Consider the following 26998-nt stretch of genomic DNA (forward strand, 5'->3'; position numbering starts at 1 on the left):
ATGACGCTTTTTTCATCCACCACAAAGCCACAGCAGGCCAGGTGCTAAAGCCGCGCAGCCCTACCCCAGAATTTCGCTCAGTGGGATAAACCTCAGGCTATCGCCCTCGGCCAGCGTGGTGTTTTCCAAGACTTCAGCAAATCCCTCAGCCCAGGCGGCGCTGCGCAGCACCCCGGAACTCTGATTCGGATAAGGCACCACCCGGCCATTCTCCAGGCGCGCGCGCAGGTATTCGCGGCGATTGCCCGGCTTGCTCCAGGTGAAACCCGCCGGCATCGGAAAGCCCAGCGGCTCGACCCGCTGCACGCCCAGACGACGCAACAGATAAGGTCGTGCGAGCAAGCCGAAGGTCACGAGGGTCGAGGCCGGATTGCCCGGCAAACCGATCACCGGCACGCCGCGAAACTGCCCGCAGGTCAGCGGCTTGCCCGGTTTGATCGCCAGCTTCCATAGCGCCAGCTCACCCTCTTCGCGCAGGGCCATACCCAGGAAATCCGCCTCGCCCACCGATACACCGCCGGTGGAGAGGATCAGGTCGACATCGCTCAGCGCACCCAGCGCCGCGCGGGTCAGCTCCAGATCATCGAGCAGAATGCCACCGTCCACCACCTCGCAGCCTAGCCGCTGTAACCAGGCGATAAGCAAACGGCGATTGCTGTTGTAGATCTGCCCAGGCCCGAGCGGCTGGCCCGGCTCGACCAGCTCATCACCGGTGGATAACACCGCCACCCGTGGCCGCCGGCGCACGGTCAATTCGGCGCAGCCTAGGGACGCGGCCAAACCCAGTTCGATCGGACCCAGACGAGTACCAGCCGGCAATACGGAATCGCCGATACGGGTTTCCTGCCCCTGGGCGCGCACGTTCTGCCCAAGCTTCAGCGGCTCGCTAAAGGCAACGCGACCATCCTCGCCGAGCACGGCGTTTTCCTGCATCTCCACGGTATCGGCGCCGGTTGGTAGAGGCGCGCCGGTAAAAATTCGCGCGCAGGTGCCGGGCTGCAAAGGCCGCGGCGCGCTGCCGGCCTGGACACGCTGACTGACGACCAGAGGCTTGCCATTCCAATCGGACAGGCTCAGGGCATAACCGTCCATCGCGCTGTTGTCCCAAGGCGGCAGATCAAGCGGAGCAAGCAACGGCTCGGCTAATACCCGGCCAGCGGCCTCGCCTAGATTGACCTGCTCGGTTTCAACAATCGCACTGGCCTCAGCCTGCGCCAGCAAACGCGCCAGCGCCGCCTCGACGGGCATCAACCCAGGCTTGTCACAGCAGCTCATCCACGGCTCTCGCAGGCGGCCAGCGACTTGAGGTGCGGGACGAAATTACACGGGCGATGACGGTTATCCAGCTGCTCAGCGAGGATGCCATCCCAGGCGGTGCGGCAGGCGTTGGTCGAACCCGGCAGGCAGCACACCAGGGTGCCGTTGGAGAGCCCAGCCAGAGCGCGGGACTGCACGGTTGAGGTACCGATATCCGCCACGGAAATCTGTCGGAACAACTCACCAAAACCATCGACCTGTTTATCCAGTAAACAACTCACAGCTTCCGGTGTGCTATCGCGACCGGTAAAGCCGGTGCCGCCAGTGATCAGTACTACCTGCACCTGGTCCTCGGCAATCCAGGTGGCGACCTGGGCGCGAATCTTGTACAGGTCGTCCTTGAGCAAAACCCGTGCGGCGAGCTGGTGGCCGGCGGCCTGCAGGCGGTCGACAAACAGCTGGCCGGAGGTGTCAGTCTCCAGGCTGCGGGTGTCACTGACGGTCAACACCGCGATATTCAAGGGCACGAAATGTGCCTCGGCCTTGTGGTTCATGGCAGGCTTCCAGTTATGGGCGATAATGCCCGCCGTTATATCACAGGCCTGCTTTCGGAGACTGCGCATGCCCGCGTTCACCACCCTGCCGCGCTGTTCTATTCTGCTGCTTTCCGGCGGCCGTGGGCAGCGTATGGGCGGCGCTGACAAGGGCCTGCTCGACTGGCAAGGCCGCCCGCTGATTGCCTGGCTGCATGAGCTGGTACGACCGCTGACTGATGATCTAATCATCTCCTGCAACCGCAACGCCGAACGCTATGCGCCCTTTGCGGACCATCTGGTAAGCGATGACGAAGCTGACTTCCAAGGCCCGCTGGCAGGCATTCGCGCCGGTGCGCGCGCGGCCCGTCATGCCAACCTGCTGATCCTGCCGTGTGATGCGCCGCAACTCGACAGGCCACTGCTGGAGGCGCTACTGAGCGTGGCCGGGGAACGCGCAGTCGTCGTCCGTCAGGGTGGGTTTCTCGAACCGCTGTTCAGCGTTATTCCCCGTGCACTGCATGCTGACCTGGAACAGGCCTGGCAAGCCGGCGAACGCAGCCCGCAACGCTGGTTGCGCAGCCTTGATCCGGTGATAGTCGAGTGCCCGATTGGTGACCCTCGCCTGGCCAACCTCAACACGCCGGACTTGCTGGCGACGCGCGGATAAATGCCGGCAAGGGAACTTGATCGACAAACGTTCGTCACAAGCAGGGTAAAACCCCTATCAATCAAGGAGAAACCCATGACTCAGCGGATTATTCCAGCATTGCTGCTTACCTTGGGCCTGATCGCGCTGACCGGTTGCGCGTCCCCGACGGTTATCACCCTCAACGATGGCCGTGAAATCCAGACTGTCGACGAGCCGGATTTCGATGAGGAGTCGGGCTTCTATGAGTTCGAACAACTCGATGGCAAACGCGCCAAGGTCAACAAGGATGAAGTGCGTACCGTCAAAGAGCTGTAAGTCGATATCCCAGGTGTTGCAAGGTGCTTGCTGTACCCAGCACCTGGGCGCTAGTTCATGCATTCCAAGCGCGTGGCTGATAGAAAAAATCAAAACCTAACGGCTTGTGCGGTAAAACTTTTTCAGTAAAATCTCGACCCATTCGGAGTGTAGCGCAGCTTGGTAGCGCGTCTCGTTCGGGACGAGAAGGTCGCAGGTTCGAATCCTGTCTCTCGACCAGAACCCATAAAAAAGCCCGCTTGGTAGCGGGCTTTTTTATGGGTGAAAAACGGCTACTGCAGACTTTCAAAGGCATGCACCAAAGCCTTGCTTAAGTCCACGGTGGAGAACTTGGTCAGCACGTCATTGGCGCCGACTGCCTTAGCTTTTTCGGTGTTCATCGTGCTGTCGAGCGAGGTGTGCAGCAGCACGTAGATCTGGCCGATATCCGGTTTCTTACGCAGCGTGCGTACCAGGTCGTAGCCATCCATTTCCGGCATTTCGATATCCGATACCAGCACCTCGATTGGCTCCCCAGCATCAAATTGCTTCTGCAGCAATTCAAGCGCGTCGGCGGCACTGCGTACCATCTGGCAATCCAGCTCCAGCTTGCGCAAGGTAATCATGGTCTGGTGCAACGCCACGTGCGAGTCATCGACTACCAGCACGCGACGCCTTTTGAGCAGAGCCCGTTCGCGCTCTGACAGCATTTGCTCGTCCAACTCTTCAACAATCATCGGGGCGAGCTCATGCAGGACTTTTTCGATATCGAGAATCTGCACAATCTTGCCGTCGATCTGAGTCACGCCGGTAATAAAGGCTTTGCTGCCTGAACCTGCCGGCGGCGGGCGTACGTCGCGGGTGTAGCACTGGACGATGCGTTCCACACTTTGGACGTGCAAACCCTGACGGGAGCGGCTGAGTTCGGTGACGATCAGGCAACCGTCATTGTTACCAGATACGCCCCGCTCGCCGATGGCCTTGGCCAGATCGATCACCGTCAGCGCCGAACCGCGCAGGGTAGCCACGCCACGCACATGTGGATGCCGACTGGGTAGCTTGGTCAGCGCCGGACAGGGAATAATCTCCTGAACCTTGAGCAGGTTGATCCCCAGCAAGCGACCGCTGTGCAAACGAAACAGCAGCAGCGACAGGGCGTCTCCAAGCACCATGCTCATTGATTCTCTTCCCTTGTTAAATCATTGACCGCGCGCGCCTTGAGCATCAGGCGCTGCGCAGGAATTCGACAATTTGTTCGGCTTCGAATGGCCAGGTCAACTCGGCCCCGGTATCACTGCGACGCAGCACCGGAATGCGCAGACCATAGTCCTCGACCAAATGTTCATGCTCGGCAATATCGACCAATTCGACCAAAAGGCCATGCTCGACAAAAGGCATCAGCAACGCTTCGGCCACCTCACAAAGGTGGCAGCCGAGCGTACCGAATAATTGGCATTCCGGGAGCATCTACTCACCTCCACTAACCACTGGAGGTGCAGTTTAGCACTCAGGCGCCCGCAGGCTTGTTGCCGTCCAGGCCAGGATTGAGCAGGTTCTGCAAGCCATCGAGCAAGCGGCTATTGAGCTGCTCGGCCTTATCTAGGCGGCCGCTGTCAAAACGCTCATCGAGCGAGAAGCCGCCTTTGAGCATATCCAGCAAGCTGGTTTTAGCTGTGCCTTCCTCTGCCACCTTATTGGCGCTGCGCAATGCGTCGAGCAAGCCCTGGGCGTAGTCGACCAGCGAACTGTTGACCGCGCTGGCCGCCTGGCCACCATCTTGCGCCACGGTACTGTAGGCATCGGTCGCCTGCCGTACAGTGGTTTGGGTCAGACGCAGGGACATCGACGCCAACTGCTCGCCATCCATCTCCAGCGCCATGGCGCGGTCGAAGGCACCGGACAGGTCACCGGCATAGAACTTGTTGGAAAGCTCTTGCACCTGACCGAAGAGTTTCTCCAACGCTGCACGTTCATCGCCATCCAACTCGCCTTCAACGCTGACCTGCCAGCCACCTATCTGCAGACTGCCGGACTGGCTGCTGGCAGCCACCGAGCTGCCGTTGCCATTGCTGCTGGCGACAGCGCCACTCTGCGACCAGTTGGCCGAGGCCTGGGCGACGGAGATACGCAGGCGATCACCATCACGGGTGGTCACTTCCATATCGAAGGTTTCCGCTTGGGCTGCAAAGCGCTCGCTGTAGGCAGCGATATTGGTTGAGCCCTTAGCCAGCCCTGCATCAGGATTAAAACGCTTAGTCAGGTCGTTAAACCCATCCTGAATTTTCTGGTAGGTGTCGTCGATATCGCTCGCTACCTTGCCCTGCAAAACGCCCATGCCGTCGAGAATCTTGCGGGCTTCAGCAAAGCCCTTCTCCACGCCGCTACGGGCCTGGTCGAGAAGCTTCTGCAGCTCACCGGTATCGGCACCAGCCGCTTGTTCGCTCTGCAGACGCTGCTCGATAAAACCGAGAATGCGCCCGGCGACTTTCTCCGGGGTGTAGTCGTTAGCCTTCTTCCCGGCCAGGGAACCTGGTTCAAGCCCAAGGCGTTCGGCAAGTCGATTGGCCAGTGTTGCCTGCGCGTCGGCAGCGTTGCGCACTACTGGCTGAGCGCCGACGGAGGTAGGCCGTGAAGTGGACGATAAGTTTGAGGCCAGAGGATTCATAATTAGTTACCTAGGCGGTGTATCTGATTGTTAGACGGCCTGGAACGGTAAAACTTTAACCTATCTGCGAATAACCCGATCAACGGCACGACCGTGCGGGCTAGAGCGATTGCCGCTATATCTGCCACTTGTCATCACGCTTCAGGCAGTCTACGAGCAGACCAAAGTCTAAGCGCCAAGCACCTATGGCCATGGTTTATTGCGCCTCGCTGTACCAGATCGGCTACAAGCCGACCCGCACACACGAGGAGCTAACAATAATGACTCAATCTCCCCTCGCCCACGCGGTGGCACTTGCCACCCTGGGCGCCTGCCTCACCCTGCCAACGCTGGCCCAGGCAGAATTTATCAAGGACAGCAAAGCCACTATCGAAGCGCGCAACTTCTACTTCAACCGCGATTTCCGTCAGGAAGGTGCGGCCCAGCACAAGCAAGAAGAGTGGGCGCAGGGCTTTATCCTGCGCGCTGAATCGGGCTTCACCGAAGGCACCGTAGGTTTTGGTGCTGATGCCATTGGCATGTTTGGCTTCAAGCTGGACTCAGGTGATGGCACTGCTGGCAGCGGTCTGCTGGTGCCGGATCGTTCGTCTGGTGGTTCGCAGGATAACTACTCTGGTCTGGCTATCGCAGCCAAAGCCAAAATCTCCAAAAGCACCCTGCGTGTTGGCGGTATGCAGTTCAAGAACCAGGCCATTGCCTCCAGCGACAGTCGTTTGTTGCCGCAGGTTTTTCAAGCTGGCCATCTGGTTTCGCAGGAAATCGACGGTCTGACTCTGGATATGGGCCATGTGCGTGAAGTCAACGGTCGTAACTCCAATGACTACGAAGATATCGCCCTGACCACCGGTGGCCGTCGTGGCATCACCACTACCGGCGGCGCTACTACTGACTCGTTCAGCTTCTTCGGTGGCAACTACAAGATCACTAAGGATCTGACTGCCGGCTACTACCACTCCAAACTGGAGGACATGTACAAGCAGAACTCCTTCAGCCTGGTGCACGTACTGCCGCTGGCGGACAAGCAGACTCTGAAGACCGATCTGCGTTATGCCCGCTCCACCGACGACAGCCGCAGCAACATCGATAACAAAGCCCTAGGCGCGATGGTCACCTACGGCATTGAAGGTCACAGCTTCGGTCTGGGCTACCAGAAGATGAGCGGTGACACCGGCTTTGCCTACATCAGCGGCACTGACCCGTTCCTGGTCAACTATGTGCAGATCAGTGACTTTGCCAACAAGGACGAGAAGTCCTATCAGGCACGTTATGACTTCAACTTTGCCAGCATCGGTATTCCGGGTCTGACCTTTATGACCCGCTACCTGACCGGCGACAATGTCGACCGTGGCCGCAATGTTTCTGAAGGTAAGGAATGGGAACGCAACAGCGAGCTGATGTACGTGTTCCAAGAAGGCGCCCTGAAGAATCTGGGCGTGCGCTGGCGCAATGCGACTGTGCGCTCGAACTTCGCCAATGACATCGACGAAAACCGTCTGATCGTCAGCTACACCCTGCCGCTGCTCTGAAGCGGTTGCAATAAAAAGGCCCGGACATTGTCCGGGCCTTTTGCATTAGCGCGTCGCCATCAATCCTGGCTGACGGCGCCAATCTTATGCACCGAAAGATCTGCACCGTGGTACTCCTCCTCCTGGCTCAGGCGGATACCCACAGTCGCTTTCAGCACGCCGTACACCAGCACTCCACCAATCAAGGCCACCAGCACGCCCAGCGCAGTGCCGACAAACTGGCTGGTCAGGCTTACACCACCGAGACCACCCAGCGCCTCTTGGCCGAAGATGCCGCAAGCGATACCGCCCCACACGCCGCACAGACCGTGCAGCGGCCAGACGCCGAGCACATCGTCGATCTTCCACTTCACCTGGGTCGCGGTAAACGCCCAGACGAACAGCGCGCCGGCAATGGCTCCAGTAACCAGCGCACCGACCGGATGCATCAGGTCGGAACCGGCACACACCGCCACCAGGCCAGCGAGCGGACCGTTGTGCAGAAAGCCTGGGTCATTACGGCCAACAAGCAAAGCCGCCACCGTACCGCCGACCATCGCCATCAAGGTGTTGACCGCCACCAGGCCGCTGACGCTACCCAGGGTCTGCGCGCTCATCACGTTAAAGCCGAACCAGCCGATGATCAGAATCCATGAGCCCAGCGCCAGGAACGGAATATTCGACGGGGCGAACGCCACCAGGCGACCATCGCGATAACGGCCATTGCGGCGCCCCAGCAAAATTACCGCGCCAAAGGCCAACCAGCCACCCATCGCATGCACCACCACTGAGCCAGCAAAATCATGGAAGGCTGCGCCAAACTGCGCTTCCAGCCAGGCCTGAACGCCATAGTTGCCGTTCCAGATCACACCTTCAAAGAAGGGATAGATAAAGGCCACGATCAGCACCGTGGCACACAGCTGCGGGCCGAATTTGGCGCGCTCAGCAATGCCACCGGAAATGATCGCAGGAATAGCTGCAGCAAAGGTCAGCAGAAAGAAGAACTTCACCAGGGCATAGCCGTTGCCTTCAGTCAGCACGCTGGCCGGTTCGAGGAACGTCACGCCGTAGGCGATCCAGTACCCGATAAAGAAATAGGCCAGGGCCGAGACGGCAAAGTCGGAGATGATCTTCGATAGGGCGTTAACCTGGTTCTTCTGCCTGACCGTGCCGACTTCCAGAAAAGCAAAACCGGCGTGCATCGCCAGTACCATTACGGCACCGAGTAGGATAAACAGGGTATTGGAGCCGTGAATCAGGGTTTCCACAGCACTGTTGATGTTTTCCATCTGCAAAGAAAACTCCGTCGCGGGAAAAAGCACCAAAGCGGAACACGCTTTAATAAATGCGCACCATAAGACGGCATTTTTCGCGAACCACCTTGCCAAGACAGGCCCCATGCAGCACCAAACAAGTGCCACCCGGACTCTGCTTTGAAGCACTTATTCCATAGTTATTAATAAGTTATTTATGCACCACGGCGTCCTAGCCAAAACCCTCACAGCCCCATAAAGGAGCGCATCTGCAAGGTTGCGCACCAGCACAATGCAAGCGCTGTACCAGCAGATACCTCACTAGCTCTGCCGCGTAGGGAAGAAAGAAGGAACCACTGCCCCACAGTGGACTCGAACTTTTTACACGCCCGTCAAGCCACTAGGAGAGACACCATGGCCAACACCAACCCTCTATCGTCCAACTCGGATCAGTTGATCAATGAATTCAAGGCATTGGTGCGCGATACGGAAAGCTTGCTGCAGCATTCCGCCAGCCTTGCTGGCGAGCAGGCCGAGGAACTGCGCAATCAGATTCGTGGCAGCTTGGGGCGCGCACGCAGCACTCTGCATAACGCTGAAGATGCCCTGCACGAACGCGGCAAGGCAGCCATCCAAGCCACCGAAGGCTATGTACAGACTCACCCATGGCAAACCCTCGGCATTGCAGCCGCTATCGGTTTACTGCTGGGCATGCTGATTTCTCGCCGCTAGCAGGTCATTGAAAATTCTCAACGCTTGTTAACGCTGTGGTGAAACGGACCAAGAAGCATATTGGAACGTAAATCGGCTTGCGCCTGTTTCAGCCAGCCAGAAGCGCTACTGACGTAGCGCTTCGCTAAACGGCTCCCGCTTACCACCCAACGACTGGTTAAAGAGAACGTTCATGGATGCAACACCACCTAACCCGCCAAGTCGACGCGGTTCGCCACGGCGCTTTGCCAGTGCCATGCTTGGGTTATTACATGGCCACATTGCGCTGCTTGGTGAAGAGCTTAAAGAGCAGCAAAGCCATACCCTAAACCTGCTGGTATTAGCCGGCCTAAGTCTGTTTTTCAGCTTGCTGCTGATTATAGGTTTGTCAGCTGCGCTGCTCATTGCCTTCTGGGAGACTCACCGCTTTCTGGTTGTCAGCGCGCTTTGCGGCTTCTATGCGCTCGGCCTGATGAGCGCTTTGTTTACCCTGCTGCAGCGTATACGTAACGCCCCCGCACCTTTCAGCGCCAGCCTTGAAGAACTGGCCCGTGACCGTGAGCAACTGCTGCCATGACTATGTCCGAGCACAATGCCAAGACCTCACGCCGTGAGCTGCAGAAGACCCTGCTGCGCATGCGCCTGGAAATGCACCGCCAAGAATTGCGCCACGAGACCCTGGTAATGCTGCAGCCGCTGCGGCGGGCGCAACATTGGCGCAAACACTGGCGTGAAGAACTGAGCAACAGCAGCGCACCACTTTGGGTCGCAGGCGGTGCAGTGCTGTTGACCACCATTGGTATCCGCCGCGGCCATTGGCGCCGCTGGCTACGTATCGCCTTGGTCGTGTTCCCGCTGCTCAGACGCCATCCACCGCGTCGCCCAGGCACGCCAGCGACCACGACTAAAGATACCCACGCAGAAGTTTGAGCTGGCCACAATCTTGCTTAGTTCCCAGGCTACGCCGCCCGTTAGGGCGTCTTCCCTGACTAAGGAACTGTGCAGTGTTCAACGGTCAACCGCTTGCTGTTTTCCAACCTTTTATTGATACCGCCACCGGACGTATTGCCGGTGTCGAGGCATTGGCGCGGCTGCGCAGCGAGGATGGCCGGTTGCATTCAGCCGGCCCCCTGTTCAGTGACCCGAAAACCTCCCCCACTGCCCTGCGCCGTCTCGACCGCGAGGTCCGCGAACAGGCCCTGACGCGCTTTCATGAAGCCCCTCATGACTGGTTTCTCAGCCTGAATATCTCGCCACGCTGGATCAGCCGGCTGCGCCCCGAACAAGCGTTGCCCAGCCTCAAACAATTGCAGCGCAGCGGCATCGACCCGGCACGTATCGTCTTTGAAATAACCGAGCTGGGCGGCGCCAGCGCGCGCCTGCCGGGTGTGGTGCAACGCTATCGGCAGGCAGGCGCACGGATTGCCATCGACGACTTCGGCGCAGGCTACTCACAGCTCGATCGCGTACTGGCCCTGCAACCGGACATCCTCAAGCTGGACATGCGCCTTTTTCAGCAGGCCGCCCGTGGTGGTCCGAGCAGTGAGATCGTCAAGGCCCTGGCGCAGATGGCGGAAAAGACCGGCTGCTGGATCATCGCTGAAGGGGTGGAAACCGAGGCCGAGCTGGATTTTGCCCTGGAGTGCGGCGCACGTTATGTACAGGGTTACCTGTTCGCCAAACCCGAAGAGGCATTCTTTAGTAGCCACGCCTTCGTCAAACGCTTCGCCCAGTTGCGCGATCGCTATGTGCAGCAAAAGCTCGCCGAACGCGCACGTCTGATGACCCTGCGCCAGCAGCTCAGCGAACTGATGAACAGCTTCAAGGCCTGGGTCGAAAGCGGCGCACACTCTGAACAACTGCCACAACCACAGGCTTATCCCTGGCTACTGCGTATCTTCCAATGCGACCGACACGGTACCCAGCTGACGGCCAATCTGGAGTGGCGCGAACATTCCTGGCACAGCGATGCGCGCTATGTCGGGCATAACTGGTCATGGCGACCATACTTCTATCAGTTGCTGGCCGAAGGCTGGGAGGAACGCCGGCTGATTCTCTCCAGCACTTACCGCGATGCCACCACTAACCAGTACTGCCTGACTGCGGGGCAATTCATCGACAACGGCAAGCGCTTGCTACTGATCGATATTGACGCCGCTGGCTTTTAACAGCACCTCGCCTTGCATCGTCGGCAGAGAACCCCGAAGCTAGCTGCCACAGCCAGGTAACGGCGAGGACATACCTTGGATTGGCAAACCCTGCTCAACCGTGAGCGACTCGGCAAGCCGACGCACAGCGTCGCCGAACTGGGCCGCACCCCGTTTCACAAAGACCATGACCGCATCATCTTCTCCGGCGCCTTTCGCCGTCTGGGGCGCAAGACCCAGGTGCACCCGGTGTCGAGCAACGACCATATCCACACGCGCCTGACCCATTCTCTGGAAGTCAGCTGCGTAGGCCGCTCCTTGGGCATGCGGGTCGGCGAAATGATCCGCGACGCACTACCAGACTGGTGCGAGCCAAGCGATATGGGCATGGTCGTGCAATCCGCCTGCCTAGCCCACGATATTGGCAATCCGCCCTTCGGCCACTCCGGTGAAGACGCCATCCGTCACTGGTTTCAGCAGGCCGCCGGGCGTGGCTGGCTGGACTCGATGAGCACCGCCGAACGCGGTGACTTCCTCAGTTTCGAGGGCAATGCCCAGGGTTTTCGCGTGCTCACCCAATTGGAATACCACCAGTTCGACGGTGGTACCCGGCTGACCTACGCAACCCTTGGCACCTACCTGAAGTACCCCTGGACCGCACGCCACGCCGAAGCCCTGGGCTACAAGAAACACAAGTTCGGCTGCTACCAGAGCGAACTGCCGCTGCTTGAGCAGATCGCCGGCAAACTCGGCCTGCCGCAGCTGGAAGAACAGCGCTGGGCACGGCACCCGCTGGTCTATCTGATGGAGGCTGCTGACGACATCTGCTACGGCCTGATCGACCTGGAAGACGGCCTGGAGATGGAGCTGCTCGACTACAGTGAGGTCGAGGCGCTGCTGCTTGATCTGGTCGGCGATGATCTGCCGGAAACCTACCGCCAACTCGGCCCGGACGATTCCAAGCGGCGCAAGCTGGCCATCCTGCGCGGCAAGGCCATCGAACACCTGACCAATGCCGCCGCCGAAGCCTTTGTCGAACAGCAGGACGCCCTGCTCAGCGGCACCTTGCAGGGCGATCTGGTCGAGCATATGCACGGCACCGCCAAGCGCTGTGTGCAGAGCGCCAAGGACATGGCTCGGCAGAAGATATTCCAGGACAAGCGCAAAACCCTGCACGAGATCGGCGCCTACACCACTCTGGAAATTCTGCTCAACGCCTTCTGCGGCGCGGCGCTGGAACAGCACGGCGGCCGCACGCCATCGTTCAAGAACCGCCGTATCCTTGACCTGCTCGGCAACAACGCACCCGATCCAAGCTGGCCGCTGTATCGCTCGTTCCTGCGCATGATCGACTTTATCGCCGGCATGACTGACAGCTACGCTACTGAAATGGCTCGTGAGATGACGGGCCGTTCAAGCCCGGTATAAGCCATGAATAGCCTATTGCGACAAACCTTCAGCTGGCATGCCGGTCCACCCGCCTGGGGCCCGGCAATGGTCGCTGGTTTCGGCTGTGCGCTGCCGCTGCTGCTCGGGCTGTTCAGCGCTCATCCGGGCTTTCTCTGGGCGTCGGCGGGTGCCTTCCAGGCGGCTCAGGCCAGCCCGCTGCACCGTCTGGGCATGCTGCGCATGCTGATGCTTTGCGGCCTGGGCGCCTGTAGCGCCGGGCTGGGCTTCTGGTCAGCCGAGCATGCCTACGCGAGCTTGCTGATCTTCGCCGCGTTCGGCTTTCTCCTCGCCTGGCTGCAACGGTTTGGCAGCGAAGCTGGCAAGCTGGGCATCGGTCTGGCCATCTGCCTATGCCTGGGCCAAGGCCAGTACGGCCTGGGCAGCCTGAACAACCCCTACGCGATTGCCGCGCTGTTTATCCTCGGCGGCCTCTGGGTGATGCTGCTGGCCTTTGGTCTGCGCGGCATGCATGGTCTGCGCATGTGGCCGTACATGCCGCGTTTTATCAGCATTTTCAAGGTGCTCAAGCGTCACGCCAAACGCCTGCCACAGCAGAAGTGGCGGCTGCATGCACTGGGCTGCACCCTGGCATTCGCCCTCTCCGGGCTGATCGTCAACCTGGCCGAGTTGCACCGTGGCTATTGGCTGACACTGACCGTGGTGACAACCTTGCAGCTGGATTTCCAGGGCAGCCTCGTGCGCGCCGTGCAATCTATTCTCGCCAGCCTGGGTGCGGCTGCACTGCTGATTCTGCTCGGCCACAGCATGCAGAATCCGGCGCTGATGGTCGCCACATTACTACCGCTGATCGCCCTTAGCCGCGCCCTGCAGGCCAATCATTACGGCCTGTTTGTGCTGCAGACCACGGTGTGCTTCGTGCTGCTGGCCGAAAGCCTGGCGCATGACTGGCAACTACCGCAGGTGCGTCTGTTCAACAGCCTGATCGGAGTCGCTCTGGCCTTGCTGGTAGCGCTATTGGTATACGGCTTAGAGCGCTGGCTCGAACACCGGCACAACCTACAAAAAGCCAAGCACAGCACAGACCCAATTTAGAGCTGCTGCGGCACAAAAAACCTGTATCCGCTCAACGGCAAAGCGCGTAAGGCTCCACTATGCTTTGCGCTTAGTCAGGGCACACAAGGGCATGCGCGGATGCAGCAGATAGCAAGGTCCAAGGAACGACGTTTTCCGCTCCATATCCATATCAGCGTGCTGTTCACCCTGCTGCTGTTGGGTTCGGGTGTGGTGCTGGGATTTTTCAACTACCAGCAAACCAGTAGCATCATCCTCAGCAGCAGCGACCAGCTGTTCAGCCAGATGCGCAAGGAAGTCCAAGCGGATTTGCGCAATACCTACCAACCGATTCGCAACATGATCAATCTGCTGACGCGTAACGAGCAGATCAATGGCCGCGACCGCCATGCGCGCATGATCATGCTGCCGATTTTCAGCCAGGCGCTGCGCGATAATCCCAAGTTGGCGTCAATCTATGTCGGCTATGGCGATGGCAGCTTCTTTATGGTGCGGCCGCTACGCAGTGAAAAACTGCGGCAGATTTTCTTTGCTCCCGACAATGCGGCGTATCAGGTGTGGAGCATCGACCGCATCAGTGAGCAACGCCTGGATTCTGAATACCTGTTTTTCGACGCGCAGCTGCAACCGATTAGCCGGCGGCAAAACCTCAAGGAGACCTACGATCCACGTGCCCGGCCCTGGTACAACAGTGCACTGCAAAGCCAGAAACACTTCACAACAGCGCCCTATGCCTTCTTCTCCACCGGAGAAATCGGCACCACCATCGCTCGCAAAAGCAGCGAAACCACGGTGGTAGGCGCCGACCTGACCCTTGATGACCTATCAGCCACCCTGGCCGGACATCGCCTGACACCTTCCACCGAAGTGGTGCTGTACAGCCCCGACGGCAGCGCGGTTGCCTACCCGGACAGCACACGCCTGGTGATTCCCGGAGAAAAGCTGCAACTGGTGCAGGTCAAGGACCTCAGCCCGATACTCGCCGACTTTCTCAGGCTCGGGCTCGACGCGGATCGCCAGGGCGCAGTGCGCCTGAACAAGCAGCGCTGGCAAATTTCCTACAGCCAGTTCAGCGAGGGCGGTCCCCAAGGGTTGCGCCTGGCCCTGCTCGCCCCGGAGAGCGAGTTGCTGGCCGATGCCTACCGAATTCGCTGGCAGGGTGCAGTGCTGACCCTGGGCATTCTGCTGTTGTGCATTCCGATTGGCTGGCTGCTCTCCAATATTCTGGTCAAACCGCTGCGCCTGCTGGTGGGTGAAGCCGAAGCTATCCGCAGCTTCAATTTCGATTACCCAGCCAGTGGCCGCTCCTTCGTCAAGGAAGTTGATCAGTTGGCGGTGTCGATGGGACGGATGAAAGAGACCATCTCCAGCTTCCTCGACATTACCGCCACGCTTTCGGCGGAAACCCGCTTCGATGCTTTATTACGCCGGGTGCTGCGCGAAACCGTCGACCTCAGCGAAGCCAGTGGCGGCTTGCTGTATCTGCGCGACAGCAGCAGTGGCCGCCTTGAGCCGCACGGCCTGTTTATCAACGAACTGCAACACAACCTGGAAGAGCACCGCATCCCGAGCTTCGACCCAGGCGATCCGGCCCTGCCCGACTGGCTCGGGCAAACAGCTACGGGCGGCCCCAGCGTCACCGTAGCGCTCGGTTTCGAGCATGCTCAAGGCTTCCAGAGCCTGCTGCACACCCTCGACAGCCCGCGCGTGCATTTGGTCTGCACCGGCCTGCATAACCGCCAGGGGCAAACTCTCGGGGTCCTGCTGCTGCTGCACCGTGATACCGGAGACGAAGCCGACCTGGCCATGTTGCGGCCCGAGCGCATCGCCTATGTCGAGGCCGTGTCTGGCGTTGCCGCGCTGTGCATCGAGAGCCAGCGCCTGCTCGATCAACAGAAGAAACTGCTCGACGCCTTTATCCAGCTGATCGCCGGTGCCATCGACGCCAAGAGCCCCTATACCGGCGGTCACTGCCAGCGCGTACCGGAAGTCACTCTGATGCTCGCCCGCGCCGCTGCGGCAAGCGACGAAGCGCCGTTCCGCGATTACCAGCCCAGCGAAGAAGAATGGGAAGCCCTGCATATCGCTGCCTGGCTGCATGACTGCGGCAAGGTCACCGTGCCCGAGTACGTGGTGGACAAAGCCACCAAGCTGGAGACCATTTACGACCGCATCCATGAAGTGCGCATGCGCTTCGAGGTGCTCAAACGCGATGCCTGGATCAGTTACTGGGAACACCTCAGCCAGGGCGGTGAGGCCACGAGCCTCGGCCAGGCGCGCGATGAATTGCTCGCCACTCTGGATGATGAATTCGCCTTTATCGCCCGCTGCAACCTAGGCGGTGAAGCGATGGCCGACGCCGACCTGGAGCGTTTGCGCAGCATCGCCACACGCACCTGGACGCGCACCCTAGATGATCGCCTGGGCGTGTCCTGGGAAGAAAACCAGCGCCAATCACGCACGCCGGCGCCAGCGTTACCGGTGCAGGAAGCGCTGCTCAGCGACAAACCTGAACACCTACTCGAACGCCCCGAGAGCGAACTGATTGCCGACGACAACCCCTGGGGCTTCAAGCTGGACGTGCCGCATTACAAACACAACCGTGGTGAGGTCTATAACCTCGGTACTCGCCGCGGCACCCTGACCAATGAAGAGCGCTTTATCATCAACGGCCATATGGTGCAGACCATTCGCATGCTCAGCCACCTGCCCTTCCCGCCGCACCTGGCCAATGTTGCCGAGATCGCCGGCGGCCACCATGAAAAGATGGACGGCACCGGCTACCCGAAACGCCTGAAGCGCGAGGACATGAGCCTGCCGGCACGGATGATGGCGATTGCCGATATTTTCGAAGCGCTGACCGCCGTGGATCGCCCCTACAAAAAGGGCAAGCTGTTGTCCGAATCGCTGAACATCATGGCGGGCATGTGCAAAGGCGCGCACATCGACCCCGAGTTGTTCGGACTGTTCGTGCGGGAAAAGATCTACCTCAGCTACGCCGAACGCTTTTTACGTCAAGAGCAGATTGATCAGGTCGATAACGCGGCGCTGCTGGCCAAAGCGGGCCTGAGCGAATAAATAGAGGGGGGGGACAACAACGGGGTATGCGTGACGCATACCCCGCTTACAGCATCAGGCCTGATTGATCGCGTTGTCTGGATACCAGACATCGATCAGTGGGCTGGCAGTGAAATCCACCAGCTCGTCACGGCCTTTCAGCCAGGCTTCAACGGCTGCACGCTGCTCTTCACTGACCGAGCCGCGCTTGCCCAGGCACACCAGACCGAAGTCATCGCCGCCGACATAGCCCAGGCCGTTAGCGGTCATGGCGTCACGCAGGAACTGCTCAAGAAAGCTGTCGATAGCTTCATCAGCCAGGTCTTGCTTGAAGTTCAGGTTCAGCTCAAAACCCAGCTCCTGGAATTCATCCACGCAGAGTTTTTTGCGCAGACGGCGGGAACGGTTAGTAGCCATGGAACAATCCTCAAAAGTGATAACGCGCGGCACTCTAGCAGTTTCGCGGCTTGCGCGCCCGCCTCGAAGACGATAGGTCAGTCGATAGCCCACAGAAAAGCCCGGCCGATGCCATTTACTGCCATTCAGCTGGAACTGTATTGGGGCATAATTGCCAACATATTCTCAATCCGCGACGGAACCTCTTTACATGCCTCGCGTCACCTTTGTCCCTCAGCTGGAGGGTAGCCGCCCATGATCAAAACCCTGCGTCACCTGGCCATCGCCGGCCTGCTATTACCCGTTTGTCTGCCACTGGCAGCCGCCACGAGCGGTATCTCAAACAAGGTTCAGCAATCGCTGAAAGCCAACAAGATCAGCAGCCAGTCGCTGTCGGTGGTCACCGTGCCGCTCAACGGCCCCGGCAACAGTACCTTTTTCAATGCCGACATCTCCGTCAACCCAGCCTCCACCATGAAGCTGGTCACCACCTATGCGGCGCTTGAGTTGCTCGGCCCGACCCACCAGTGGAAAACCGAGTTTTTTACCGACGGCCAACTGAAGAACGGCGTACTCAACGGCAACCTGTACCTCAAGGGCGGCGGCGACCCCAAGCTGAACATGGAAAAGCTCTGGCTGATGATGCGCGACTTACGTGCCAACGGCGTGCTGCAGGTCACGGGCGATCTGGTGCTCGATCGCAGCCACTTCGTACAACCGCAACTGCCGAGCTTCAATGACGACGGCGGCGACGCCAACAAACCGTTTCTGGTGACGCCCGACTCGCTGTTGGTCAACCTCAAGGCCCTGCGTTTTATCGCTCGCACTGAGGGTGGCAAGGTGCATATCGCCGCCGAGCCGCCGATTGCTGATATCCGCATCGACAACCGCGTCAAAGCCCTGCCGGCAGCCAAATGCCCAGGCTGGCCGGATGTGCGCTACAACCCGGTCACCGAATTCGACGGCACCACGGTCATTGTGACCGGCAAGCTGGCCGAAGGCTGCAGCTCGCAAACCTACTTGTCGCTGCTCGACCACCCGAGCTACGCCGCCGGTGCAATCCGCGCCATCTGGCAGGAATTGGGCGGTAGCATCATGGGCAAGGATCGCCTCGCCCCGGTTCCGGAGAAGGCCCGCCTGCTGGCTCGCGCTTACTCGCCGGACCTGACCGAGATCATCCGCGACATCAATAAATACAGTAACAACACCATGGCCCGGCAACTGTTCTTGAGCCTCGGCGCGCAGTTCCGCAACTCCGCCGATCAGGACGACAGCAAAGCCGCACAACGGGTGATTCGCAGCTGGCTGGCGCGTAAAGGCATTACTGCGCCGCACCTGGTGATGGAGAACGGCTCCGGGCTGTCACGCGCAGAACGGGTTAGCGCACGGGAGATGGCCACACTGTTGCAGGCTGCCTGGAAAAGCCCGTACGCCGCCGAATTTATGGCATCGCTGCCACTGGTGGCGATGGACGGCACCATGCGTAAACGCCTGCATCGCACCCCGCTGGTGGGCGAGGCGCGGATCAAGACCGGTACGCTGAACAACGTACGCGCTATCGCTGGTTTCAGCCGCGACAGCAATGGCAACAGCTGGGCCGTTGTCGCGATTCTCAACGACCCACGCCCATGGGGTGCCTCGTCGATTCTCGACCAAGTGTTGCTCGACCTCTATCGCCAACCCAAGGCCAGCAGCACCCGCTAAGCTCACTCCATTTCACCGCACAGCTCGGCTGCACGTAATAGCGCGGCAGTCAGGCTGTGGCGCTCCCAATCGCTGAGCCCCGCAAAGCGTTGCACAAACTCAGGCGGCAGCAAGCTCGGCGCCTGCTGCACCAGCGCCCGACCAGGTTCGCTAAGCAACAACCATTGCTTACGACGGTCCTGATCATCACGCTGACGTTGCAGCAAACCGCGCTCCTCCAACCGATCAAGCATGCCCGACAAGGTCGCAGCCGTCAGGCTAACCCGGCCACTCAAGTCGCTGGCTGTCAGGCGTTTCTCCCCCGCTAACACCTGCAAAATCAGCAAGTGCATGGGCGTTAGCCCACCAAAACGACTCACCCGCTTGGCATGCACTTCGCCCGCCTGCTGCAAGCGTCGTAGCGCCTGAAACAGCGGCAATTCAAAGACCGAAACAGATGACAAATCTATTTCAGTAGAAACCTTTTTAACTAGCATAAGCACCTTTTTAATCGCCATTAAGCTTTGACATCAAAGCATTTTTTTGTTCTGCTGTAAAAGGTTCGGCTAGCCGAACCTCTCCCCAACGGCAATACCGGTAAGGAAAATTATGTGCGGAATAGCTGGAGAACTACGCTTTGATCAACGACCGGCCGACATGGCCGCAGTTGAGCGGATCACCCATCACCTAGCCCCTCGCGGTCCCGACGCGCACGGCTTCCACAGTCAAGGGCCGCTTGCCCTTGGCCATCGTCGGCTGAAGATCATGGATCTCGCCGAAGCCTCAGGCCAACCGATGATCGACAGCGATCTGGGCCTGTCCATGGTCTTCAACGGGGCCATCTACAACTACCCGGAACTGCGTGACGAGCTGAAAGCTCTGGGTTATCGCTTTTTCTCTGGTGGTGACACCGAAGTGCTGCTTAAGGGCTACCACGCCTGGGGCACAGACCTGCTGCCCAAGCTCAATGGCATGTTCGCCTTTGCCATCTGGGAGCGTGACAGCCAGCAGCTATTCATTGCCCGCGACCGCCTTGGCGTCAAACCACTGTATCTGTCGCGCACCGGCCAACGCTTGCGTTTTGCCTCCAGCCTGCCGGCCTTGATGGCTGGTGGTGATATTGGCAAGACCCTCGATCCCATCGCGCTCAACCACTACCTGAACTTCCACGCCGTGGTCCCAGCCCCGCGTACTTTGCTGGCCGGCGTAGAGAAGTTGCCGCCAGCCAGCTGGATGCGCATCGATGCCCAGGGCAACTGCGAGCAAAAAACCTGGTGGAGCCTGCAGTTCGGCCCACAGCGTGATGAAATTAGCTTTGGCCTGGATGAATGGAAGGAACGCGTACTCGATGGCATGCGCGAGGCCGTATCGATCCGCCAGCGTGCCGCGGTGGATGTTGGCGTACTGCTTTCGGGTGGTGTCGACTCGAGCATGCTGGTTGGCCTGCTGCGTGAAGCTGGGGTGGAAAACCTGTCGACCTTCTCCATCGGCTTTCAAGATGCCGGCGGCGAACGCGGTGATGAGTTCCAATACTCCGACCTGATCGCTGAACGCTTTAATACTCAGCATCACCAGTTGCGCATTGGCGAGCACGAAATTCTCGAACAGCTGCCAGCGGCGTTTCGCGCTATGAGCGAGCCGATGGTCAGTCACGACTGCATCGCCTTCTATCTGCTGTCGCGCGAGGTTGCCAAGCACTGCAAGGTGGTGCAAAGCGGCCAGGGCGCCGACGAACTGTTCGCCGGCTATCACTGGTACCCACAGGTGGACGCCGCCGAAGATGCCTTCAGCGCCTACCGCGCGGCGTTCTTCGACCGTGACTACGACGAATACGCGGCCTGCGTGCAGCCCGCCTGGCTGACCGGCGATGCTGCCGGCGATTTTGTCCGCGAACACTTCGCCCAGCCCGGGGCCGTCGCCGCCGTGGACAAAGCCCTGCGTCTGGACAGCACGGTGATGCTGGTCGATGACCCAGTTAAACGGGTCGATAACATGACCATGGCCTGGGGCCTAGAAGCGCGCACACCGTTCCTCGACTATCGCCTGGCCGAGCTCTCGGCGCGCATTCCGGGGCGCTTCAAACTGCCCGATGGCGGCAAGCATGTGCTCAAGGAAGCCGCACGCCAGGTGATCCCCAGTGCGGTGATCGACCGGCCCAAGGGCTACTTCCCTGTGCCCGGTCTCAAGCATCTGGAAGGTGCAACTCTAGGCTGGGTACGCGATCTATTGCTTGACCCGAGTCAGGATCGCGGCCTGTTCAATCCGGCCATGCTTGATCGCCTGCTGAGCGACCCCTATGGCCAGCTGACGCCGCTGCGCGGCTCCAAGTTGTGGCAGATGGCTGCGCTCAACCTATGGTTGAACGAACACGGCCTGTAAGAATCCCTAGTGCGTAGGGTGGCGATATGAAGCGCCCCTACGCCGACTGAGGCATAGCCATAGCCCGGATCTAATTCGGGGTTGTCACGGCTCAACCCACACCCCGGCGCAGACCGGGTGTAGCGATAGAGGACGAGGGACATTCCCATGCGCGCCACTGCCATCAACCAACGCCTATTACGCGGCCAGACGCCTTCCTACGAGCGCCTGCAAGCACGCTTTGCCGAAGCGCCCGGTAGCCATCTGGGTCAGCCCAAAGCAGTGCATTGTGGCTGGGGTCGCCTACTGCTCGGCCACACCTATCCGGATGCCGCCGCCTTGGCCAGTGACTTACTGACCGAGCAGGCGGGCGAGCGCGACATTGCTTTATATGTCGCCGCCCCACATCAGGTGCTCGCGCAGGCACCGCAGCAGCTGTTTCTAGACCCCTCCGACACCTTGCGTCTGTGGTTCACCGACTACCGTCAGGCACGCCGTGGCTTTCGTGGCTACCGGGTACGCCGCGCACAGAATGAGGCGGACTGGCACGCGATCAACAGCCTGTACCAGCTACGCGGGATGCTGCCAATCGAGCCAGAGAAGCTCACCCCACGCCACCTGGGCGGGCCGGTGTACTGGCTGGCTGAAGATGAAGACAGCGGCGCGGTGATTGGCAGCGTTATGGGTCTTAATCACCACAAGGCCTACCAGGACCCGGACCACGGCAGCAGCCTATGGTGCCTGGCCGTCGATCCGCGCTGCAGCAGGCCGGGGGTCGGTGAAGTGCTGGTACGCCACCTGATCGAACACTTTATGAGCCGCGGGCTGAGCTACTTGGACCTGTCCGTGCTGCACGATAACGAACAGGCCAAAGGGCTGTATGCCAAGCTGGGCTTTCGTGAGCTGCAGACCTTCAGCATCAAGCGCAAAAATGGCATCAACGAAGCGCTGTTCCTTGGTCCCGGCCCGCATACGCCGATGAACCCCTACGCACGGATCATCGTCGATGAAGCGCTGCGCCGCGGTATCGAAGTGCAGGTAGACGACGCCGACGCCGGCCTGTTCACCTTAAACCATGGCGGCAGGCGAATCCGTTGCCGAGAATCGCTAAGCGACCTGACCAGCGCGGTCAGCATGACTCTCTGTCAGGACAAGCGCCTGACCCATCGCGCCCTGGCCCGCGCCGGCCTGCACCTGCCAGCCCAGCGCCTGGCTGGCAGTGCTGAGGAAAATGCTGCCTTCCTCGCCGAGCACGGCAGCTTGGTGGTCAAGCCGGTGGATGGCGAACAGGGCCAGGGCGTTGCGGTCGACCTGCGCAGCCCGGCCGAAGTGCAGGCCGCCATCGAGCGCGCCCAGCCCTTCGACAGTCGCGTGCTGCTGGAAAGCTTTCACGAAGGCTACGACTTGCGCATTCTGGTAATCGGCTTTGCTGTGGTCGCCGCCGCCATCCGCCGCCCAGCGGAAGTGATCGGTGATGGCCTGCACAGTATCGGCGAGCTGATCGACGCACAAAGCCGTCGCCGGCAAGCTGCCACCGAGGGCGAAAGCCGCATCCCCAAAGATGCCGAAACCCTGCGTACCCTGCATGCTGCCGGGGTCGACTACAGCAGCGTGCTCGCAGCTGGACAGCGTCTCGCTGTACGCAAGACCGCCAACCTGCACACTGGCGGAAGCCTGGAGGACGTCACCGAAATCCTCCACCCTGTGCTTGCCGACGCCGCCGTAAAAGCCGCCCGCGCCCTGGATATCCCGGTAGTCGGCCTAGACCTGCTGGTGCCCGCCGCCGACCAGCCCGAGTATGTGTTTATCGAAGCCAACGAACGCGCCGGCCTGGCCAATCATCAACCACAACCCACGGCAGAGCGCTTTATCGATCTGCTTTTTCCCCTGAGCCAGACACCCAGCTAACCCCCTTTCCCAGCCCCTCTTCGGCGGAGGGGCCAATCACAGTAGAGGAGATTCCATGCAGCAACTCCCCGAACCCGACCTCGTCTATCTGCAGAAGGTGCTGCTGGAAATGCTCGCCATTCCCAGCCCCACCGGTTTTACCGACACCATCGTGCGCTACGTTGCCGAGCGCCTGGAAGAGATCGGCATCCCCTTCGAGATGACCCGCCGCGGCACCATTCGCGGCACGCTTAAAGGCAAGCAGAGCAGCCCGGACCGCGCGGTTTCGGCGCACCTGGACACCATTGGCGCAATTGTTCGCGAGCTACAGGACAACGGCCGCCTGGGCCTGGCCGCCGTCGGCTGCTGGTCGAGCCGCTTTGCCGAAGGCAGCCGCGTCAGCGTGTTTACCGATCAGGGCGTGATTCGCGGCAGCGTGCTACCGCTGATGGCCTCGGGGCACGCCTTCAACACCGAGGTGGATCAGATGCCAATCAGCTGGGACCACGTCGAACTGCGCCTGGATGCTTATTGCAGCACCCGCGCCGACTGCGAGTCGCTGGGCATCTCGGTAGGCGATTTTGTTGCCTTCGACCCCTTGCCGGAATTTACCGAGAGCGGCCATATCAGCGCCCGCCACCTGGATGACAAGGCCGGCGTTGCCGCTCTGCTCACCGCCCTCAAGGCCATCCAGGAGAGCGGCCTGGAGCCGGAAATCGACTGCCACCCGCTGTTTACCATCACCGAGGAAGTCGGCTCCGGCGCGGCCGCCGCGTTGCCCTGGGATGTCAGCGAATTTGTCGGCATTGATATCGCCCCGGTCGCACCGGGCCAGCAATCCAGCGAGCACACCGTCAGCGTGGCCATGCAGGACTCCGGCGGCCCCTATGACTATCATCTATCCCGCCAGTTGCTGCGCCTGGCCAGCGAAAATGAAATCCCGGTGCGCCGCGATCTATTTCGCTACTACCACAGCGATGCACAATCGGCAGTGACCGCCGGCCATGACATCCGCACCGCCCTGCTGGCCTTCGGCTGTGACGCCACTCATGGCTATGAGCGCACGCACATCGACAGCCTCAAATCCTTGAGCCGCCTGCTCGCCGCCTATGTGCTCAGCCCACCGGTATTCTCCAGCGACGCCCAGCCGGCACAAGGCTCGCTAGAGCGCTTCAGCCATCAACTGGAGCACGATGCACAGATGGAAAGTGATACCCGCGTCCCGACTGTAGATAGCCTATTGCGGCCACGTGATCAGGACGCTTGAAGGGCTGCGCGCATCCGGGCAAAGTGACAGCATGACGCGGGGCCGGATCAGGCCTCATATAGAAATATTGAGGTCGGTGAATGCCTCGTATATGCCTGGCGGTGGTGCTCTTCTGGCTGTGCGGGCCGGCATGGGCACTGCTGCCTGCCACATTGGACAACGCTGACCTGCGCCTGTCTCTCGGCTCATCCATGGGCTATCTGGAAGACCCGCAGGGTGAGCTAAACGTCGAGCAGGTTGGCAACCTGGCTGATGAGCGATTTATCCCGACCAAGGGCGAACACGCCAACCTCGGCAAGAATGATTCGGTCTGGTGGTTCAAAGTACGGCTGAATAACAGCTTGGCGCAGAGCCTAGCCGGCTATCTGGAAGTCAACTATCCGCTGCTCGATCATCTGCAGGTGTTCCTGTCTGCTACCGACGGCCAGTGGCAGATGCAGGAAAGCGGCGACCGCTATGCCTTTTCCCAGCGCCCGGTACAGGTGCGCAACTTCTGGTTTCCGCTTGAGCTAGCACCCGGTGAAAGCACACTGCTGGTTCGGGTTAAAACCACCAGTACGATCTTTATGCCGCTGTTCTTCAGCACCTACCAGGCCAGTGCCGCGGCGCAGGAAAACCTCATGGGTTTTAATGGCGCGTTCTACGGCGTGCTGTTTGCGATGTTTTGCTACAACCTGTTCCTGTTTATCTCCCTGCGTGAATCAGCCTACCTCTGGTACCTGACCTACAACCTCAACGTCGGCCTGCTGGCTGCCTGCTTCGATGGCATGTTGTTCAAACTGCTGCCTGAACATGTGGCATTCCAGTCGGTGAGCATCTACATCCTGATGTACCTGCACTGCCTGACGGCCATTCAGTTCAGCCGCCACTTCCTCCACGCACCACAGTATTTTCCGCGCCTGGATACCGCCCTGCGCCTCTTGATGCTGGCCTGCGCCGGTTGCTTACTGGCGGTGCCACTGATCGGCTTCAATGCGTGGAATATTCTGGCCAGCGTTACCGTCTCGCTGGTATCGCTGGCACTGCTGCTCACTGGCCTCTATGTTTGGCGCCGAGGGGTGCGGTACGGTTCCTACTACACCCTGGCCTGGGCCATTCTGCTGTTTGCGTTTATTCAGGCCACCACCGGCTCGCTGGGGCTGGAGGTATTAGGCGTGTTCGGCGCCACGGTGGTGAAAATCGGCGTGACCATCGAGCTGATCACCCTGTCCATCGGACTGGCCGATCGCATCAACCTGCTTAAAGAGGAAGGCTTCCAGTCGCGTCGTGCTGCCGAGCAGGCGGAAATCGAGAGTCTGGCCAAGAGCCGCTTTTTAGCCAAGATGAGCCACGAGATCCGCACCCCACTCAATGGCGTGCTGGGCATGCTGCAGCTGCTCAAGGAAACCTCACTGGACCGCAGCCAGCGCTTCTACGTCGACACCATTTCCAGCTCCGGCAGTTCACTGATGGCGGTGATCAACGACATCCTGGATTACGCGCGCATCGAATCCGGCAAACTCAGCCTGGAACATATCGAGTTCGACCTGGAAGAACTGATCTCCGACACCCTCAGCCTGTTCACCGGCCAAGCCCTGGACAAGCGCCTGCGCCTTTACGTCAGCCTGGAAAGTGGCGTACCACGCCGCGCCCAAGGCGACCCGACGCGGCTCAAGCAGGTGCTAATGAACCTGCTCAGCAACGCCCTGAAATTCACCGCCGAGGGCCATGTGGCGCTGAATGTTTGCCGACGCAATGATTCCCAGGGTAAACCGCATCTAGTGTTTGCCATCAGTGACAGCGGCATCGGCATTAGCGATCAGGCCCTGACCCAGCTGTTCGAATCCTTCGCCCAAGGCGACTCCAGCACCACCCGCCGCTACGGCGGCAGCGGCCTGGGCCTGGCAATCAGCAAGGAGCTGGTGGAAATGATGGGTGGCCGTATCGAAGTGCAGAGCACTCCGGGTCAGGGCACACGCTTCGCCTTCGACATCCCACAAGCCGAAGAGCCCCTGCCAGCCGACCCGCTGCACGAACTGCTCAAGGGCCGTACCGCGCTGCTCACCTCCCTCGACGGCCTCGGCCTGGATGCCTTGAGCCGCTTGCTGGGCCGCTGGGGCATGCGCACCGAACGCTGTCAAAACCCGGAAACCCTACTCGGCTATCTGGAAGATTTTGCCGCCCCGCCACTGCTGGTATTGATGGCGCCCTGGCCGGGCAGCATCCAGCACTGGCTGGATTCGCTGCGCCCGCTATTACAGCCAGGGCAACGCGTGCTACTACTTTGTGCACCCGAACAATGCCAGCAATTGCCCAGCTCCGCTGGCCTGCGCCTGCTTGGTCTGCCGCAACCGCTGGCGATCAATGCGCTGCGCACTGCACTGCTGGAGCTTTATGAAGAGCCGCGTGTTGCCGAGATCAAACCGCTGCCAAAAACCTACAACGACACCGGCAGCACGCCGTGCATCCTGGTGGCCGAAGACAACCCGGTAAATCAGCTGGTAGTGCAGGGCTTTCTGAAAAAACGCGGCTACAACGTGCGCCTGGTGACCAATGGCCTGGCCGCTCTCAATGAGTACCAACGCGACCCAGGCGCCACGCAACTGATCCTAATGGACTGCGAAATGCCAGAGATGGACGGCTTCGAAGCCACCCGGCAGATCCGCCGTCTGGAGCGTCAGTACAACCTGCCGGCGGTGCCGATCATCGCCCTGACCGCACATATTCTCGATGAGCACCGCCAGCACGGGGTCGAATCCGGGATGAATGATTTCCTCGGCAAACCGCTGGACAGCGCCAAGCTGTACAGCACCCTGGAAGCCTACTTGCAGCCAGCTGAGCCGTCCGCCCAATAACGGCGCAGCAAGCATGGT

22 protein-coding genes, 1 tRNA gene and 1 pseudogene are annotated in these 26998 nt (G+C 60.1%); 16 read left to right on the top strand and 8 right to left on the bottom strand.

Annotated features, from left to right (window positions below; all coding sequences use genetic code 11):
• Positions 1 to 60: 60 nt before the first annotated feature.
• Together AACY25_RS01820 and moaB are read right to left on the bottom strand one after the other, a co-directional pair.
• Positions 61 to 1275 carry a molybdopterin molybdotransferase MoeA gene (locus AACY25_RS01820; RefSeq protein WP_339522164.1) on the bottom strand — a complete coding sequence of 405 codons (1215 nt, stop codon included), beginning with the start codon at positions 1273 to 1275 and terminating at the stop codon, positions 61 to 63.
• Complete coding sequence (gene moaB / locus AACY25_RS01825) at positions 1272 to 1811, bottom strand: molybdenum cofactor biosynthesis protein B (protein ID WP_339522165.1); 540 nt, start codon at positions 1809 to 1811, stop codon at positions 1272 to 1274. The genes AACY25_RS01820 and moaB overlap by 4 nt, the downstream gene beginning before the upstream one ends.
• A gap of 67 nt (positions 1812 to 1878) precedes the next feature.
• On the opposite strand from moaB, the gene mobA reads away from it, so the two are divergent.
• The 3 genes from mobA (at position 1879) to AACY25_RS01840 (ending at position 2976) form a co-directional block, all read left to right on the top strand.
• Positions 1879 to 2460 carry a molybdenum cofactor guanylyltransferase MobA gene (gene mobA, locus AACY25_RS01830; RefSeq protein WP_339522166.1) on the top strand — a complete coding sequence of 194 codons (582 nt, stop codon included), beginning with the start codon at positions 1879 to 1881 and terminating at the stop codon, positions 2458 to 2460.
• A gap of 75 nt (positions 2461 to 2535) precedes the next feature.
• Positions 2536 to 2757 carry a YgdI/YgdR family lipoprotein gene (locus AACY25_RS01835; protein ID WP_339522167.1) on the top strand — a complete coding sequence of 74 codons (222 nt, stop codon included), beginning with the start codon at positions 2536 to 2538 and terminating at the stop codon, positions 2755 to 2757.
• Between the two features lie 143 nt (positions 2758 to 2900).
• Positions 2901 to 2976, top strand: a tRNA-Pro gene (locus AACY25_RS01840).
• A 53-nt stretch (positions 2977 to 3029) separates the two neighbouring features.
• Here the strand turns inward: AACY25_RS01840 and AACY25_RS01845 are convergent.
• From AACY25_RS01845 to AACY25_RS01855, 3 genes are read right to left on the bottom strand one after another with little or no spacing between them, the layout of a single operon-like run.
• Positions 3030 to 3914 (bottom strand): chemotaxis protein CheV, encoded by an 885-nt coding sequence (locus AACY25_RS01845; RefSeq protein ID WP_339522168.1) that lies wholly within the window; start codon positions 3912 to 3914, stop codon positions 3030 to 3032.
• Positions 3915 to 3960: 46 nt separating this feature from the next.
• Positions 3961 to 4203: a glutaredoxin family protein gene (locus AACY25_RS01850; RefSeq protein ID WP_339522170.1), complete on the bottom strand. Its 243-nt coding sequence runs from the start codon at positions 4201 to 4203 to the stop codon at positions 3961 to 3963.
• A gap of 40 nt (positions 4204 to 4243) precedes the next feature.
• On the bottom strand, positions 4244 to 5401 hold the full coding sequence (locus AACY25_RS01855; protein WP_339522171.1) for a DUF5610 domain-containing protein: 1158 nt from the start codon (positions 5399 to 5401) through the stop codon (positions 4244 to 4246).
• Positions 5402 to 5661: 260 nt separating this feature from the next.
• On the opposite strand from AACY25_RS01855, the gene AACY25_RS01860 reads away from it, so the two are divergent.
• The gene (locus AACY25_RS01860; protein WP_339522172.1) at positions 5662 to 6927 is read left to right on the top strand and encodes an OprD family porin; all 1266 of its coding nucleotides are present in this window, start codon (positions 5662 to 5664) and stop codon (positions 6925 to 6927) included.
• Positions 6928 to 6986: 59 nt separating this feature from the next.
• Here the strand turns inward: AACY25_RS01860 and AACY25_RS01865 are convergent, their stop codons facing one another.
• The gene (locus tag AACY25_RS01865) at positions 6987 to 8195 is read right to left on the bottom strand and encodes an ammonium transporter (RefSeq protein WP_339522174.1); all 1209 of its coding nucleotides are present in this window, start codon (positions 8193 to 8195) and stop codon (positions 6987 to 6989) included.
• 378 nt (positions 8196 to 8573) lie between these two features.
• Between AACY25_RS01865 and AACY25_RS01870 the strand changes: the two genes are divergently transcribed.
• The 7 genes from AACY25_RS01870 (at position 8574) to AACY25_RS01900 (ending at position 16576) form a co-directional block, all read left to right on the top strand.
• Positions 8574 to 8891: a DUF883 family protein gene (locus tag AACY25_RS01870; protein ID WP_339522175.1), complete on the top strand. Its 318-nt coding sequence runs from the start codon at positions 8574 to 8576 to the stop codon at positions 8889 to 8891.
• Positions 8892 to 9063: 172 nt separating this feature from the next.
• Positions 9064 to 9447: a phage holin family protein gene (locus AACY25_RS01875; RefSeq protein ID WP_339522176.1), complete on the top strand. Its 384-nt coding sequence runs from the start codon at positions 9064 to 9066 to the stop codon at positions 9445 to 9447.
• Positions 9444 to 9800 (top strand): hypothetical protein, encoded by a 357-nt coding sequence (locus AACY25_RS01880; RefSeq protein WP_339522178.1) that lies wholly within the window; start codon positions 9444 to 9446, stop codon positions 9798 to 9800. The genes AACY25_RS01875 and AACY25_RS01880 overlap by 4 nt, the downstream gene beginning before the upstream one ends.
• 74 nt (positions 9801 to 9874) lie before the next feature.
• Positions 9875 to 11038 (top strand): EAL domain-containing protein, encoded by a 1164-nt coding sequence (locus tag AACY25_RS01885; RefSeq protein ID WP_339522179.1) that lies wholly within the window; start codon positions 9875 to 9877, stop codon positions 11036 to 11038.
• Positions 11039 to 11113: 75 nt separating this feature from the next.
• Complete coding sequence (locus tag AACY25_RS01890) at positions 11114 to 12445, top strand: deoxyguanosinetriphosphate triphosphohydrolase (RefSeq protein WP_339522180.1); 1332 nt, start codon at positions 11114 to 11116, stop codon at positions 12443 to 12445.
• Between the two features lie 3 nt (positions 12446 to 12448).
• Complete coding sequence (locus AACY25_RS01895) at positions 12449 to 13519, top strand: FUSC family protein (protein ID WP_339522181.1); 1071 nt, start codon at positions 12449 to 12451, stop codon at positions 13517 to 13519.
• A 99-nt stretch (positions 13520 to 13618) separates the two neighbouring features.
• A complete protein-coding gene (locus AACY25_RS01900) occupies positions 13619 to 16576 on the top strand; it encodes an HD domain-containing phosphohydrolase (protein WP_339522183.1) in 2958 nt (985 codons plus the stop codon).
• A 54-nt stretch (positions 16577 to 16630) separates the two neighbouring features.
• Here the strand turns inward: AACY25_RS01900 and AACY25_RS01905 are convergent, their stop codons facing one another.
• A complete protein-coding gene (locus AACY25_RS01905; protein WP_339409827.1) occupies positions 16631 to 16972 on the bottom strand; it encodes a YggL family protein in 342 nt (113 codons plus the stop codon).
• A 234-nt stretch (positions 16973 to 17206) separates the two neighbouring features.
• Between AACY25_RS01905 and dacB the strand changes: the two genes are divergently transcribed.
• Positions 17207 to 18655, top strand: coding sequence for a D-alanyl-D-alanine carboxypeptidase/D-alanyl-D-alanine endopeptidase (gene dacB, locus AACY25_RS01910; RefSeq protein WP_339522184.1), 1449 nt, complete (start codon positions 17207 to 17209; stop codon positions 18653 to 18655).
• A 2-nt stretch (positions 18656 to 18657) separates the two neighbouring features.
• Here the strand turns inward: dacB and AACY25_RS01915 are convergent, their stop codons facing one another.
• Complete coding sequence (locus AACY25_RS01915; protein ID WP_339522185.1) at positions 18658 to 19131, bottom strand: MarR family winged helix-turn-helix transcriptional regulator; 474 nt, start codon at positions 19129 to 19131, stop codon at positions 18658 to 18660.
• A 112-nt stretch (positions 19132 to 19243) separates the two neighbouring features.
• On the opposite strand from AACY25_RS01915, the gene AACY25_RS01920 reads away from it, so the two are divergent.
• The 4 genes and pseudogenes from AACY25_RS01920 (at position 19244) to AACY25_RS01935 (ending at position 26980) form a co-directional block, all read left to right on the top strand.
• A complete protein-coding gene (locus AACY25_RS01920) occupies positions 19244 to 21013 on the top strand; it encodes an N-acetylglutaminylglutamine amidotransferase (protein ID WP_339522187.1) in 1770 nt (589 codons plus the stop codon).
• A 125-nt stretch (positions 21014 to 21138) separates the two neighbouring features.
• Positions 21139 to 22900: pseudogene (gene ngg, locus AACY25_RS01925) on the top strand (N-acetylglutaminylglutamine synthetase).
• 55 nt (positions 22901 to 22955) lie between these two features.
• Complete coding sequence (locus AACY25_RS01930; RefSeq protein ID WP_339522189.1) at positions 22956 to 24146, top strand: osmoprotectant NAGGN system M42 family peptidase; 1191 nt, start codon at positions 22956 to 22958, stop codon at positions 24144 to 24146.
• 80 nt (positions 24147 to 24226) lie between these two features.
• On the top strand, positions 24227 to 26980 hold the full coding sequence (locus AACY25_RS01935) for a hybrid sensor histidine kinase/response regulator (RefSeq protein ID WP_339522191.1): 2754 nt from the start codon (positions 24227 to 24229) through the stop codon (positions 26978 to 26980).
• Positions 26981 to 26998: the final 18 nt, after the last annotated feature.

It is taken from the genome of Pseudomonas sp. EA_35y_Pfl2_R111 (genome assembly GCF_963970955.1).
GTDB lineage: Bacteria > Pseudomonadota > Gammaproteobacteria > Pseudomonadales > Pseudomonadaceae > Aquipseudomonas.